The 13082-nt window shown below is 67.0% G+C and carries 15 protein-coding genes; 8 read left to right on the top strand and 7 right to left on the bottom strand.

Annotated features, from left to right (window positions below; genetic code table 11):
* Positions 1 to 15 precede the first annotated feature (15 nt).
* Both ACLBYA_RS22595 and ACLBYA_RS22590 read right to left on the bottom strand, forming a co-directional pair.
* On the bottom strand, positions 16 to 240 hold the full coding sequence (locus ACLBYA_RS22595) for a hypothetical protein (protein ID WP_447711682.1): 225 nt from the start codon (positions 238 to 240) through the stop codon (positions 16 to 18).
* Between the two features lie 71 nt (positions 241 to 311).
* Positions 312 to 1055 carry a glucose 1-dehydrogenase gene (locus ACLBYA_RS22590; RefSeq protein WP_447711681.1) on the bottom strand — a complete coding sequence of 248 codons (744 nt, stop codon included), beginning with the start codon at positions 1053 to 1055 and terminating at the stop codon, positions 312 to 314.
* 103 nt (positions 1056 to 1158) lie between these two features.
* Here ACLBYA_RS22590 and ACLBYA_RS22585 point away from each other — a divergent pair, with 103 nt between their 5' ends.
* Both ACLBYA_RS22585 and ACLBYA_RS22580 read left to right on the top strand, forming a co-directional pair.
* Complete coding sequence (locus ACLBYA_RS22585) at positions 1159 to 2238, top strand: NAD(P)H-dependent amine dehydrogenase family protein (RefSeq protein WP_447711680.1); 1080 nt, start codon at positions 1159 to 1161, stop codon at positions 2236 to 2238.
* A 22-nt stretch (positions 2239 to 2260) separates the two neighbouring features.
* Positions 2261 to 3010, top strand: a complete 750-nt coding sequence (locus ACLBYA_RS22580) for an HAD family hydrolase (protein WP_447711679.1) — start codon at positions 2261 to 2263, stop codon at positions 3008 to 3010.
* Here the strand turns inward: ACLBYA_RS22580 and ACLBYA_RS22575 are convergent.
* Positions 2952 to 3152 carry a (2Fe-2S)-binding protein gene (locus ACLBYA_RS22575; protein ID WP_447711678.1) on the bottom strand — a complete coding sequence of 67 codons (201 nt, stop codon included), beginning with the start codon at positions 3150 to 3152 and terminating at the stop codon, positions 2952 to 2954. The genes ACLBYA_RS22580 and ACLBYA_RS22575 overlap by 59 nt on opposite strands.
* Positions 3152 to 3775, bottom strand: a complete 624-nt coding sequence (locus ACLBYA_RS22570) for a fatty-acid--CoA ligase (RefSeq protein WP_447711677.1) — start codon at positions 3773 to 3775, stop codon at positions 3152 to 3154. Before ACLBYA_RS22570 ends, ACLBYA_RS22575 begins: the two co-directional genes overlap by 1 nt.
* A 215-nt stretch (positions 3776 to 3990) precedes the next feature.
* Here ACLBYA_RS22570 and ACLBYA_RS22565 point away from each other — a divergent pair, with 215 nt between their 5' ends.
* From ACLBYA_RS22565 to ACLBYA_RS22555, 3 genes are all read left to right on the top strand, one after another.
* The gene (locus ACLBYA_RS22565; protein ID WP_447711676.1) at positions 3991 to 5124 is read left to right on the top strand and encodes a nitronate monooxygenase; all 1134 of its coding nucleotides are present in this window, start codon (positions 3991 to 3993) and stop codon (positions 5122 to 5124) included.
* Positions 5125 to 5256: 132 nt separating this feature from the next.
* Positions 5257 to 5820: a TetR/AcrR family transcriptional regulator gene (locus ACLBYA_RS22560; RefSeq protein WP_447711675.1), complete on the top strand. Its 564-nt coding sequence runs from the start codon at positions 5257 to 5259 to the stop codon at positions 5818 to 5820.
* Positions 5817 to 8048, top strand: coding sequence for a molybdopterin-dependent oxidoreductase (locus ACLBYA_RS22555; protein ID WP_447711674.1), 2232 nt, complete (start codon positions 5817 to 5819; stop codon positions 8046 to 8048). The genes ACLBYA_RS22560 and ACLBYA_RS22555 overlap by 4 nt, the downstream gene beginning before the upstream one ends.
* Here the strand turns inward: ACLBYA_RS22555 and ACLBYA_RS22550 are convergent, their stop codons facing one another.
* Positions 8049 to 8552, bottom strand: a complete 504-nt coding sequence (locus tag ACLBYA_RS22550) for a hypothetical protein (protein WP_447711673.1) — start codon at positions 8550 to 8552, stop codon at positions 8049 to 8051.
* Positions 8553 to 8770: 218 nt separating this feature from the next.
* Here ACLBYA_RS22550 and ACLBYA_RS22545 point away from each other — a divergent pair, with 218 nt between their 5' ends.
* Entirely contained in the window at positions 8771 to 10033 is a 1263-nt protein-coding gene (locus tag ACLBYA_RS22545) for a cytochrome P450 (protein WP_447711672.1), read from the top strand.
* Here ACLBYA_RS22545 and ACLBYA_RS22540 read toward each other — a convergent pair.
* Positions 9990 to 10337, bottom strand: a complete 348-nt coding sequence (locus ACLBYA_RS22540) for a hypothetical protein (protein ID WP_447711671.1) — start codon at positions 10335 to 10337, stop codon at positions 9990 to 9992. The genes ACLBYA_RS22545 and ACLBYA_RS22540 overlap by 44 nt on opposite strands.
* Before the next feature lie 86 nt (positions 10338 to 10423).
* Between ACLBYA_RS22540 and ACLBYA_RS22535 the strand changes: the two genes are divergently transcribed.
* Together ACLBYA_RS22535 and ACLBYA_RS22530 are read left to right on the top strand one after the other, a co-directional pair.
* Complete coding sequence (locus ACLBYA_RS22535) at positions 10424 to 11200, top strand: helix-turn-helix domain-containing protein (protein ID WP_447711670.1); 777 nt, start codon at positions 10424 to 10426, stop codon at positions 11198 to 11200.
* Between the two features lie 66 nt (positions 11201 to 11266).
* Positions 11267 to 11881 carry a peroxidase-related enzyme gene (locus ACLBYA_RS22530; protein ID WP_447711669.1) on the top strand — a complete coding sequence of 205 codons (615 nt, stop codon included), beginning with the start codon at positions 11267 to 11269 and terminating at the stop codon, positions 11879 to 11881.
* Positions 11882 to 11889: 8 nt separating this feature from the next.
* Here ACLBYA_RS22530 and ACLBYA_RS22525 read toward each other — a convergent pair whose 3' ends face one another.
* Positions 11890 to 12891, bottom strand: a complete 1002-nt coding sequence (locus ACLBYA_RS22525) for a tripartite tricarboxylate transporter substrate binding protein (protein ID WP_447711668.1) — start codon at positions 12889 to 12891, stop codon at positions 11890 to 11892.
* Between the last annotated feature and the right edge of the window lie 191 nt (positions 12892 to 13082).

Raw genomic sequence — 13082 nt, 5'->3', positions numbered from 1 at the left:
TATTCAGCGCCGTCGTCAGCGTGACAACCAGCCCTTGAGCGTGTCCAGTTCGCGGGTGTAGGTCTCCATGAGGTCGTCCTGGTAGCGCGAGCTGCCGGTCAGCGCATCATCGCCGGCCCAGATCACCCGGATCCGGGTGGTGCCGCGCATGTAGATGTCGACCCGATCGGAGACACGCCGATCCCATCCCTTGTCGGCGGTCAAGTCGGCGAGCGCCTGCCGTTCGGTTACGTCTGCCATCTGGTCCTCCTGTGGTGGGCTGTCACCATCCTGCCCTGCCACGACCGCGCCGCCGACGCCCGGTGCCGCTTCTAGAACAAGTCCTTGTGCGGGACGTCGGTGACCAGACCACCGTCGACCACGAACTCGGCGCCGGTGGAGAACGAGGACTCGTCGCTGGTGAGGAACACGATGAAGGTCGCCACCTCCTCGGAGGTGCCGGGCCGGCCCAGCGGCGAGGTCACCATGTCATCGGGGAAGTGCTTGGTCATCGGGGTGCGGATGAAGCCGGGGTGCACGGAGTTGATCCGGATGTTGAACTTGCCCAACTCGATTGCCGCCGATTTGGCCAGGCCGCGCACGGCCCACTTGGAGGCGACATAGGGATGCACCATCGGGGCGCCGCGCAGGCCCTCGATGGACGACACGTTGATGATCGATCCGCCACCGGCGGCCTTCATCTGCTCGACGACGGCCTGCATGCCCAGGAACGTACCGATCAGGTTGACATCGATGACATTGCGGAACTTGTCCATGTCGAACTTGCCGATCTTGCCCAGCGCCACGATGCCGGCGTTGTTCACCAGCGTGGTGACCTTGCCGTAGGTGTCGACGGCCAGGTTGACCGCTGCATCCCACTGGTCGGCCTGGGTGACATCGAGGTGGATGTAGCGGGCCGCATCCCCGATCTCGGCAGCCAGCGCCTCGCCCTTCTCGTCGAGGATGTCGCCGATGACGACCTTGGCGCCCTCGGCGACGAGCATCTTGGCGTACGCGGCACCCATGCCCTGAGCACCACCGCTGATCAGTACGACTTTGTCATCGACGCGTCCCATGGGGCCAGAGGCTACCGCACGGCCATCAGAAACTAGAACCTGTTCCAATTCGTCGTCCGAGCACGCATACTGCGAATGGACCAAACACCGTAAGGAGATCTGTATGGCCATTCGCGTGGCGCTCGTCGGCACCGGGAACTGCGGCCGACTGGCCCTGATCCAGCTCATCGACGACCCCCGGTTCGAACTCGTCGCGGTCGGCACGTCGACCGAGGCGAAGGTCGGGGTGGACGCCGGCGAACTGGCCGGGGTGGACACCGTCACCGGGGTGACCGCCACGCTGGGCATCGATGCCGCGCTCGCCGCCAAGCCTGACTGCCTGGTGTACTGCGCGATGGGTGACACCCGACCGGTGGAGGCGACCCGCGATGTGATGGCCGCGCTGGCCGCCGGTATCAACGTGGTCGGCTCGGCGCCGGGCGGCCTGCAGTTCCCGTGGGGCGCCATGCCCGAGAAGGCCATCAACCGGGTGGAACAGGCTGCGCGGGCCGGTGATTCGAGCGTGTTCATCACCGGTGTGGATCCGGGGTTCGCCACCGACCTGGTGCCGTTCGCGATCGCCAGCACCTGTCAGCGTATCGACCAGATCAAGACCATGGAGATCGCCGACTACGCCACCTACGACGGCACCGAGGTGATGTCGATCGTCATGGGGTTCGGCAATCCGATCGACCAGCCCGGCATGCTTTTCCTACCCGGAATCCTCAGTGCCGCTTGGGGAACCGCGATCAGGATGCTCGCCGCCGGCCTGGGTGTCGAGGTCGAGGAGATCACCGAGAGCTACGAATTGGAACCCGCACCCGAGGATATCGAGGTTGCCACCGGCGTCATCGCCAAGGGCACGGTGGCCGCGATGCGCTTCCAGATCAACGGCATGGTCGCCGGCGAGCCGGTGATCGTCGTCGAGCACATCACCCGCGTCCGCGAGGATCTGCGCCCGGACTGGACCCAACCCGCCCAGCCCGGCGGGTCCTACCGGGTGGAGATCACCGGTGAGCCGTCCTACGTGGTGGATATCTGCCCCACCAGCGATCGGGGCGACCACAACTACGCCGCGATCCTGGCCGCCGCGGGCCGCATCGTCAACGCCATCCCCGATGCCATCGCCGCCCCGGCCGGTATCCGCACCACCCTTGATCTGCCGTTGGGCACCGGCAAGGGACTGGTACCGGCGTCCCGCTAGCCCGCACCCGCACAATGGAGGAGTGACCGACCCGCTCGCCGCCATCGCCGCCAGTCCGCCCGGGCCTCATATCGGCGCATTTTTCGACGTGGACGGCACCCTGGTGCGCGGGTTCACCGCCACCGTGCACGCGGGTCACCGAATCCGCAACGGGCAGTCCGGGTTCGGGGAGCTGACCGGCATCCTGGAGGCCAGCGTCCGCTACAAGATCGGGCGTATGCAGTTCGCCCGACTGCTCGAGCGTGCCTCGGGCTATCTGGCCGGCGAGTCGTTGACCGAGCTCGAGGCGCTCGGCGACGAGTTGTTCGCCGACCGGGTGGCACCGCGACTGTTCCCGGTGATGGCCGCGGTGGTGGCCGCCCATCAGGAGCGCGGCCACACCGTGGCGCTCAGTTCGTCGGCGTTGACCATGCACGCCCGGCCGGTGGCCGAGCATCTCGGCATCGAACATCTGCTGTGCAACCACTTCGAGGTCACCGACGGCGACCGGCTGACCGGACATATCGCGCGGCCGATCATCTGGGGCCGCAACAAGGCCCGCGCCGTCATCGACTTCAGCGCCCAGCGCGGTATCGACCTGAGCGAGAGCTTCTGCTACGCCGACGGCACCGAGGACCTGCCGGTGCTCGACGCCGTCGGGCACCCGCACGCGGTGAACCCGCGGCCCGGGCTGGCCGCGGCGGCCGCCCGCAACGGCTGGCCGATCCTGCGGGTCAATTCCGGTGAGGAGCGCCGCTGGTGGTCCCGCGCCCCACGCTCCGGGATTCGATGATGGCGCGCACGGTGCGTCGGCAGCGTCCGCAGTCCACTCCGGCCCCGCAGGCCGCGGCGACCTGATTGGTGGTGCAGGCACCGCCGTCCACCGCGTCGATGACCTGGTGGCTGGTGATGCCTTCGCAGAGGCATACGAACATCAGCGTGGCTCGATGGTCATCATCTGCTGGAATTGGCCGATGAAGACTGGCGGATAGGCACCCACGCCGGCCTCGGTCAACCATTCGGCGGCGTCGTCGGAATCGTGCAGCCACCGTCGCGCACTCCGTTCGTCGTCGATCTGCTGCAGGATCAGCACCTCCTGCGGGTCGTCGAACGCCCGGAAACTCCAGAACCGCTGAACTCCGGAAGCATGAAACGCCTTGGCCGCAGCGCGAACCCGGGTGTTGAGGTCGTCCACATCGGCCACCGGGGTGACCATCGAGACCATCACCGGCGGCGCCGGGTGCGTGTCTTCGTCGAAGTCGATGCGGTCGACCAGTTGACCGGCGAACACCGCGGGCAGGTCGACGACGCCGACGGCGTCGAACCAGTCGAAGAACACCCGCGACCGCAGCAGATCCCGGACGGGTTCGTGGGCGCGAATGCCCAGGATCACCAGAACCCGCTCCGAATCGGTGGTCGAGGTGTAGACCAGTACGTGGTGCACCCCCATCTGGGCCAGGGCCTCGGCGCGGCGTTGCAGCATCGGCCACACCTTGCCCGGGTCGGGCACCCGGTAATCCGAGACCAGCACCAGAGAGTTCGCCAGCCAGTCCTTCATGGTCGACACTCTCCCCTTGATTCTCGGACGACGCGGTTGTCGGATAATGCAGCTGTTAATACGACTTCCACAAACCGGAAATCTAATTCTCGCACGGTGTCGAGTGCGTCGCCTCAGATTTTGTCCGGACCGCCCTGTCGCCACAAGGGCCTGTGATAATAAACTAGAACACGTTTCAGTCTTGCGATTACCGATCGCCCAACAAGGAGCCGCACGTGCACACTCCCCTCTGCGACGAGCTCGGGATCGACGTCCCGATCTTCGCCTTCACTCACTGCCGCGATGTCGTGGTGGCCGTCAGCAAGGCCGGCGGGTTCGGCGTGCTCGGCGCCGTGGGCTTCAGTCCCGAACAGCTCGAGATCGAGCTCAACTGGATCGACGAGAACATCGGCGATCACACCTACGGCGTCGACATCGTGATCCCGAACAAGTACGAGGGCATGGACGCCGCGGACATGGACCCCGAGGTGCTGAAGAAGACGCTCAACGATCTGGTGCCGCAGGAGCACATCGACTTCGCCAAGAAGCTGCTGGCTGATCACGGTGTGCCGGTCGAGCACAGCGATGACGATGCCCTGCAGCTGCTGGGCTGGACCGAGGCGACGGCGACCCCGCAGGTCGAGATCGCGCTGAAGCACCCCAAGATGACGCTGATCGCGAATGCACTGGGCACCCCGCCGAAGGACATGATCGACCACATCCACGCCGAGGGCCGCAAGGTCGCCGCGCTGTGCGGTTCGCCGTCGCAGGCGCGCAAGCATGCCGACGCCGGTGTCGACATCATCATCGCCCAGGGCGGCGAGGCCGGCGGGCACAGCGGTGAGATCGGCTCGATCGTGCTGTGGCCGCAGGTGGTCAAGGAGGTCGCGCCCGTTCCGGTGCTGGCCGCCGGCGGTATCGGCAGCGGCCAGCAGATCGCCGCGGCGCTGGCCCTGGGTGCCCAGGGCGCCTGGACCGGATCGCAGTGGGTCATGGTCGAGGAGTCCGAGCACACCGAGCAGCAGCACGCCGCCTATGCCAAGGCCACCAGCAAGGACACCGTGCGCAGTCGGTCCTTCACCGGTAAGCCGGCCCGCATGTTGCGCAACGACTGGACCGAGGCCTGGGAGAACCCGCAGAACCCGTCCCCGCTGGGCATGCCGTTGCAGTACATGGTGTCCGGGATGGCGGTCGCCGCGACACACAAGTACCCCAATGAGTCCGTCGACGTCGCGTTCAACCCGGTCGGTCAGGTCGTCGGCCAATTCGCCAAGGTCGAGAAGACCTCCGCGGTGATCGAGCGCTGGGCCCAGGAATATCTGGATGCCACCAGCACGCTGAACACCTTGAACGAGGCAGCCGCCGGATAGCCGGGGTAACCCTCCTCGTCCCTTACCCGCGAATCCCGCCGGCCTCCGTTCTCCCGGACCGGCGGGATTCGTGCTTTCGGTCGACCGACGCGCTATGTATGCTGCTCTACATAATTCCGCGGGAGGAGCAGCATGCCCAACCATCGCGATCGCATGGTCGCCTCCGCCGCCCTGCTGATCCGGGAGCGCGGCGCCCATTCGACGGCGATCTCCGATGTGCTGGAACACAGCGGGGCACCGCGTGGCTCGGCTTACCACTACTTCCCCGGCGGCCGCACCCAATTGCTCTGCGAGGCAGTCGACTTCGCCGGTGAGGTGATCGCCGGGCTGCTGGCTGCCGCGCCGAACGCAGTCGCCGCACTCGATGTGATCGTCGACGGCTTCCGCACGCGGCTCACCGACACCGGCTACCGGGCCGGCTGCCCGGTGGTGGCCGTCGCCGTGGAGGCCGACAACCCGCAGATCACCGAGCGCGCCGGGGCCGCCTTCACCCGCTGGATCGGGCTCATCGAGCAGCGCCTGCTTGCCGACGGTGTCGGCACCGAGCGGGCGGCCGAACTCGCGATGCTGGTCACCACCGCCGTCGAAGGCGCCATCCTGGTCTGCCGCACTACCGGCAGCACCGCACCCCTGGATCTCATCCACCGGCAGCTACGCACCCTCGTGGCCGCCGAACGAAAGGAACCCGGACCGTGACCGACACTGCGACATGGCACCCCACCGCGTGCATCCTCTGTGAGTGCAACTGCGGCATCGTGGTGCAAACCGACGACCGCCGACTGACCAAGATCCGCGGCGACAAGGAACACCCGGCGTCGCAGGGGTACACCTGCAACAAGGCGCTGCGGTTGGACCACTACCAGAACAACCGCAACCGGCTGACCTCGCCGCTGCGCCGCCGTCCCGACGGCAGCTACGAGGAGATCGACTGGGACACCGCGATTTCCGAGATCGCCGAGAAGTTCATGGCGATCCGCGACGTGTACGGCGGCGACAAGATCTTCTATTACGGCGGCGGCGGTCAGGGCAACCATCTCGGCGGCGCGTACAGCGGCGCGTTCCTCAAGGCGATCGGATCGCGCTACCGCTCGAATGCGCTGGCGCAGGAGAAGACCGGTGAGTTCTGGGTCGACGCCCAGCTGTACGGCGGCCACACCCGCGGCGAGTTCGAGCACGCCGAGGTGTCGGTGTTCGTCGGCAAGAACCCGTGGATGTCGCAGAGCTTCCCGCGCGCCCGCACGGTGCTCAACGAGATCGCCAAGGACCCGGCGCGGTCCATGATCGTGATCGACCCCGTGCGCACCGATACCGCCAAGCTGGCCGATTTCCACCTACGGGTGAAGCCGGGAACCGACGCGTGGTGTCTGGCCGCGCTGGCCGCCGTGCTGGTCCAGGAGGACCTCTGTGATGAGGAGTTCCTGGCCGCGCATGTCACCGGGGTCGAGCAGGTGCGCGCGGTGCTGGCCTCGGTTCCGGTCGGCGACTACGCGCAACGGTGCGGTGTCGACGAGTCGCTGATCCGCGCGGCCGCCCGCCGGATCGCGGCGTCGGGCAGCGTCTCGGTGTTCGAGGACCTCGGCATTCAGCAGGCACCCAACAGCACGCTGTGCTCGTATCTGAACAAGATGCTCTGGATCCTCACCGGTAACTTCGCCAAACGTGGTGCACAGCATCTGCATTCGTCGTTCGCGCCGCTGTTCAGCGCGAGTGGGGTCGGTCGCACGCCGGTCACCGGCGCCCCGATCATCGCGGGTCTGATCCCGTCGAACGTGGTTCCCGACGAGATCCTCACCGATCACCCCGATCGTCAACGGGCGATGATCGTCGAGAGCAGCAACCCCGCGCATTCGGTCGCCGATTCCGCGCGGGTCCGCGAGGCGCTGGGATCGCTGGAGCTGCTGGTGGTCGTCGATGTGGCGATGACCGAGACCGCCCGACTGGCGCACTATGTGTTGCCGGCCGCCAGCCAGTTCGAGAAGCCCGAGGCGACGTTCTTCAACCTGGAGTTCCCGCACAACACCTTCCACCTGCGTCACCGGGTGCTCGAACCGCTGCCCGGCACGTTGGCCGAACCCGAGATCTGGGCCCGCCTGGTCCGCGCGCTCGAGGTGGTGAGCGAGCGGGATCTGCATCCGCTGCGGGTCGCGGCCCGCGACGGCCTGGATGCCTACACGGTCGCGTTCCTCACCGCGGTGAGCACCAATCCCGCACTGGGACGGGTGCTTCCGTACGTGCTGTACGAAACGCTGGGCCCGACGCTGCCCGAAGGGTTGGCCGGCGCAGCCGCACTGTGGGGCCTGGCGCAGAAGACCGCGATGGGCTATCCGGATGCGGTGCGCCGGGCCGGTCATGCCGACGGCAATGCGCTGTTCCGGGCGATCCTGGACGGCCGGTCGGGTGTGACGTTCACCGAACACGAGTACGCCGACGACTTCTTGTTGATCACTCACGACGACCACAAGATCGCGCTGGCGATCCCCGAGATGCTCGCCGACACCGCCGCGTTGACCGATGTGCCGTGGGAGCTGACCAGTGCCGAGTACCCGCTGGTGCTCTCAGCCGGGGAGCGGCGCGCCTATACCGCCAACGACATCCTGCGCGATCCGTCCTGGCGTAAGCGTGATCCCGACGGTGCGCTGCGGATCAGCGTCGAAGATGCCGCCACCGCGGGCGTGACTGCCGGCGACCGGGTGCGGATCACCACGGCGACCGGGACCGCGCAGGCATGTGTCGAGATCAGCGATGTCATGCAGCCCGGACACATCTCGCTGCCCAACGGGTTCGGTGTCGACCATGTCGAGGACGACGGTGCGCTGGTGGTTCCGGGGGTCGCGCCCAACGAACTGACGGCCTCACACTGGCGCGATGCCTATGCGGGAACGCCGTGGCACAAGCATGTGCCCGCGCGGGTGGAACGCGTTTAGCTACGGCAGCGGCGCGGGGGCCGGCGGGGCTGGCACGGCGGGCGCCGGCGGCAGCGGCGCAGGGACCGGCACGGGGTTCTGCGGGTACTGGATCGGCACGTTGGGCCCGGGCGCCTGCTGCGGGATCGGGGTGTTGATATTGCGCTGGGACAGCCCGAGGATGACGGCCTCTTTACCGCTGATCTCCCGGCTCTGGACGGCCTGCCAGAGGTCGCGCAGGTAGCTCGTGTGCGGTGACGGGTCGCGTCCGGCGAGCGCGGGATCCATGGTGGTGCCGACCGGCAGCGCGTCGGGGCTCGCCAGGTGTGGTGTGCCCTCCGCGGGGGCGGCGACGACGGCGACGTCCGGGGCCGGTGGGGCCGGCACGACGGGGTCGGGGACGGGTAGCACCGGCGGGGCAGGTTCGGGTGCGGCCAGTGCCGTCGCCGGGGCGCTGAAGGCGACGATCACGCCCGCTGCGAACCAGCCCGTCGTGGTCAGAAGCCGTCGGATGTCGACCGTCATCGTGCTGCCTCTCGCTGTGACTCCAGGGACTGATGGTATCGACAGATAGATCTCCGTCGGCCGTCTTCTTGTTACATTCCTGGGCGCCGAATCGGCGAGAACAGGTTCCATTGGGCAGATCGCGCGAGTTTGTGCAAAGCGGCTCCACCCAGGTGGGGCGGTGGTGTAGCAATGGATCAGGCCACTAGAGCACATCGTCGTGAGGAGTCACCGACGTCATGACCGCCACCTCCGCCAACCCGAAGCCGAACCTGCCCGCCGGTTTCGATTTCACCGATCCCGATATCTACGCCCACCGCCTGCCGGTCGAGGAGTTCGCCGAGATGCGCCGCGTCGCGCCCATCTGGTGGAACGAACAACCCGCGGACAAGGGCGGCTTCGGTGACGGTGGCTACTGGGTCGTCACCAAGCACCACGACGTCAAGGAGGTGTCGCGGCGCAGCGACGTCTTCTCCAGCCTGGAAAAGACCGCACTCCCCCGGTACGCCGACGGCACGGTGCAGGCCCAGATCGACACCGGCAAGTTCGTGCTGCTGAACATGGACGCCCCGCACCACACCCATCTACGCAAGATCATCTCCCGGGCGTTCACCCCGCGCGCGATCGAACTGCTGCGCGCCGACCTCGCCGAACGCGCCCGCCAGATCGCGGTCAAGGCCGCGGCCGAGGGGTCCGGCGATTTTGTCGAGCAGGTCTCGTGCGAGCTGCCACTGCAGGCCATCGCCGGTCTGATGGGTGTGCCGCAAGAGGACCGGATGAAGCTCTTCCACTGGTCGAACCAGATGGTCGGCGATATGGATCCCGAGTTCGCCGACAACGACGCCATCAGTGCCTCGGTCGAACTGATCACCTACGGCATGAAACTGGCCGCCGAACGCGCCGACACCCCCGGCGAGGATCTGGTCACCAAGCTGGTGCAGGCCGATGTCGAGGGCCACAAGCTCTCCGATGACGAGCTCGGTTTCTTCGTGGTGCTGCTGGCGGTGGCCGGCAACGAGACGACCCGCAACTCCATCACCCAGGGCATGATGGCCTTCACCGATTTCCCGGACCAGTGGGAGCTGTTCAAGCGGGAGCGGCCTGCGACGGCCGCCGACGAGATCGTCCGGTGGGCCACCCCGGTGACGTCATTCCAGCGCACCGCGCTGGAGGACACCGAACTGTCCGGGGTACCGATCAAGAAGGGCCAGCGCGTCGTGATGATGTACCGCGCAGCCAATTTCGACGAGGACGTGTTCGAGGACCCGTACACGTTCAACATCCTGCGTGACCCCAATCCGCATGTCGGATTCGGTGGCACCGGCGCGCACTACTGCATCGGCACCAACCTCGCCCGGATGACGATCGACCTGATGTTCAACGCGATCGCCGATGCGATGCCCGATATCGCCTCACTGGCCCAGCCCGAGCGGCTGCGCTCGGGCTGGCTCAACGGCATCAAACACTGGCAGGTCGACTACCTGGGCGCGGCGAAGCAGTGACATCTCCGGCGCCGCGGTAGTCCAGGATGGACCTCCAGTAGTCCTCGTCGATCTCGCCGCCCTGGCGCAGCACCAGCGCCAGGCCGGTCGCCATCGCGATGCCGAGCAGCCCGAGCCACAGCCCGGCCAGCGCGATCAGCGCCCACAGCACGGCGGTGACCGTCGGCCATGGCGACAGGATCGCCAGCACCGGGGCGAAGAAGAACCCGGTGCCGATGTACCAGGAGGATCCGGCGCGGTCACAGCGCAGCACGAGCCTTAACCACCGCGGAATGGCCGATGCGGGTAGTGCTGTAGTTGTCATGCCCACCACGATCGTCGCGCGCGGTAGGCGACACAATTACGCGTGAGGTAATGGTGCAGCACCCGGATCTGGCCGAGACTTGCCCTATGACCGGTGCCCAGCTGCAGAGTCCGCCGTTCGGTTCGCTGATGAAATCGTGGCGTCAGCGGCGCCGGCTCAGCCAGCTCGACCTCGCACTGGAGGCCGATGTATCCGCCCGCCATGTGAGCTTCATCGAGACCGGCCGGTCGGCGCCGAGTCGGGCGATGGTGCTGCGGTTGGCACAGGCGCTCGAGGTTCCTGCCCGTGAGCAGAATCAGCTGCTGCTCGCGGCCGGACTGGCCCCGGCATACTCCGAACGTGGGCTCGACGATCCCGGTATGGCCGCGGTGCGCACCGGAGTGGAGCGGGTGCTGGATGCCTACAACCCGTTTCCGTGTCTGGCGGTGGATCGTAGCTGGAATGTGTTGCAGGTCAACGCCGGTGCGGCCATCCTGCTGGAAGGCGTCACGGCGCACCTGGTGGAACGGCCGAATGCGCTGCGCATCTCGCTGCATCCCGACGGCCTGGCGCCGCGGATCCGGAATCTGGCCCAATGGCGCCACCACGTGATCGGCCGGTTGCGACGTGAGACCGCCACCAGCGGATCGGCCGAGTCGGCGGCACTGCTCGCCGAGATCGAGTCCTACCCGGGCGGGCAGTCCGAGACCACCGACCTGGGTGGGGTCGTCGTGCCCCTGGAGTTGGAGGGCGCCGGCGGGCAGGTGTTGAGGTTCCTGAGCACCGTCACCACCTTCGGCACCGCCCTGGATCTCACCGCGGCCGAGCTGAGCATCGAGGCCTTCCTGCCCGCCGACGACGCGACCGCCGAAGCCCTACGCTGACAATTGTTTCCGTCGCGCGGCGTAAAACCGTTGTCGATGCGCCGGTCGGCCGGGATGGTGGCGGACATGACTGCGACCGCTGACGCCCCGACCTCGCTGACCCCGGACACCATCTCCCGGCTGCGGGTGCCCGCCCTCGACGAACTGTCCAATGTGGCGGTGAAGGGTTTCTTCGCCAAGCAGCAGCGTGACGAGGGCCTGACGTCGAACTGGTTCCGCGCGCTCTCGCTCAACGAGGGTGACCTGGAACGGCTCAACGGCTACCTGCTGCCACTGCTGGGCACCGACGGCCGCGGCGGGCTGACCGCTCGTGAGCGTGAGGTGATCGCGACGGTCGTCTCAGGCGAGAACCGGTGCTCCTACTGCCATTCCAACCATGCCAACAAGTTGGGCAAGGTGGCCGGCGACTGGTCGTTCGGGCAGCGGGTGGCCATCGATCACCACCAGGTGGCCGAGCTGACCGACCGCGAGCGTGCACTGGCCGATCTGGCGGTCGCGGTGAACAACGATCCGCGGGCCATCGGTGCGGCAGATCTGGACCGGCTACGCGAGCTCGGATTGACCGATGAGCTGATCCTGGAAGGGATCTCGATCGCGGCCTTCATCGGTGCCACCAACCGAATCGGGATTGCGCTGTCGGTGCCGCCGAACCCGGAGTACACCGGCATCCCGAGTCACTAGTCTGCGACTCAGGTGACGTCGTGCAGGTTGATCCCGGCCGCGGCGGCCATCTCGGCGTAGCGCCGGGTGTCCGCGGTCAGTCGTGACAGCACCTGATCGGCGGGGATTTCCATCGGTGTGAGGCTGTTGTGCTCGTTGAAGCGCTCGTAGGCCGGGGTGGCGAAGGTCGCCTTCAGACCCGAGATGAGTGCGTTCGTCACCGGCGCCGGGGTGCCCTTCGGCGCGGTGAGGAAGCGGTACTGCGACACGGTGACGTCGAACCCCAATTCGGTGGCGGTCGGCACCTCGGGTAGGTGACCGATGCGGTGCGGGCTGAACACCACCAGTGGCGTCAGCTTTCCGGACCGGATGTTCTCGATCGCCTCGCCGACGTGGACGACCGCGAGGTCGACCTCGTCGGCGAGCACCGCCGCGAGGTCCGCCGCTCCCCCGGCGAAGGGCACCGCCTCGGCCACGACACCGGCATCCTTCATCAGGAGTGCGCCCGCCAGGTGCGCGCCGGTGCCGACGCCGGAAGTGCCGTACCTGATGTTGTGGTCGGCGAGCTTGAGGTCGTCGACGGTGCGAAAACCGTTGGTGGGATTGGCGACCAGGACGTAGTCCTCACTGGAGATGCCGTAGACGATGTCGACATCGTCGATGTGGCTGACCTGGTCGGGGCTGACCGCCAGCGGGGTGAGGGTGTACAGCGAGGCGTTCTGGATGGCAATCACCGACCCGTCCGACGGGGCGGCGGCGACCTGCGCGGCGGCGACCGCACCGTTGCCGCCCGCGCGATTGGCGACCCGCACCGGGGCGTCGAGGCCCGCGCTGAGCCCCTTGGCCACGGCCCGGCCGATCACATCGCTGGAACCGCCGGCGGCGTAGCCGACCAGTAACTCGACCTTGTCCGTCGGCCACAGATCCGGCACGTCGACCGACGCATCGGCCCGGCTGCCTTCACAGCCGGTGGTCAGCAGGGCTGCCGCGGCCACCAATACAGCCAGGGAACGGGTCGCCGAGATCGCCATGAGAACTCTTCCTGTGTCGTCACCGCCGCTTATTTGACGGATACGTTAGTAACGGTACGACAGTTTTGGCAATCTGCCAAGCGGCACTATATGTGCCCTACAACACTGTTCTCTACATAGCATTCGTTTTACAGCAAATTTTGATTCGTTGCGATGTGGAGTTTCGGCAGGCAACTTGAGCGCACGTCCGC

It is taken from the genome of Mycobacterium sp. C31M (assembly GCF_053345865.1).
Note: the sequence above shows the minus strand (reverse complement) of the source record. Positions and strands in the feature narration are given on the sequence as shown.

Bases quoted from the DNA above. Each gene is read 5' to 3' on its own strand.
- ACLBYA_RS22560 (WP_447711675.1), top strand. From the start codon at position 5,257: ATGCCCAACCATCGCGATCGCATGGTCGCCTCCGCCGCCCTGCTGATC.
- ACLBYA_RS22595 (WP_447711682.1), bottom strand. From the start codon at position 240: ATGGCAGACGTAACCGAACGGCAGGCGCTCGCCGACTTGACCGCCGAC.
- ACLBYA_RS22570 (WP_447711677.1), bottom strand. From the start codon at position 3,775: ATGAAGGACTGGCTGGCGAACTCTCTGGTGCTGGTCTCGGATTACCGG.
- ACLBYA_RS22540 (WP_447711671.1), bottom strand. From the start codon at position 10,337: ATGACAACTACAGCACTACCCGCATCGGCCATTCCGCGGTGGTTAAGG.
- ACLBYA_RS22535 (WP_447711670.1), top strand. From the start codon at position 10,424: ATGACCGGTGCCCAGCTGCAGAGTCCGCCGTTCGGTTCGCTGATGAAA.
- ACLBYA_RS22585 (WP_447711680.1), top strand. From the start codon at position 1,159: ATGGCCATTCGCGTGGCGCTCGTCGGCACCGGGAACTGCGGCCGACTG.
- ACLBYA_RS22530 (WP_447711669.1), top strand. From the start codon at position 11,267: ATGACTGCGACCGCTGACGCCCCGACCTCGCTGACCCCGGACACCATC.
- ACLBYA_RS22525 (WP_447711668.1), bottom strand. From the start codon at position 12,891: ATGGCGATCTCGGCGACCCGTTCCCTGGCTGTATTGGTGGCCGCGGCA.
- ACLBYA_RS22575 (WP_447711678.1), bottom strand. From the start codon at position 3,152: ATGTTCGTATGCCTCTGCGAAGGCATCACCAGCCACCAGGTCATCGAC.
- ACLBYA_RS22590 (WP_447711681.1), bottom strand. From the start codon at position 1,055: ATGGGACGCGTCGATGACAAAGTCGTACTGATCAGCGGTGGTGCTCAG.
- ACLBYA_RS22550 (WP_447711673.1), bottom strand. From the start codon at position 8,552: ATGACGGTCGACATCCGACGGCTTCTGACCACGACGGGCTGGTTCGCA.
- ACLBYA_RS22545 (WP_447711672.1), top strand. From the start codon at position 8,771: ATGACCGCCACCTCCGCCAACCCGAAGCCGAACCTGCCCGCCGGTTTC.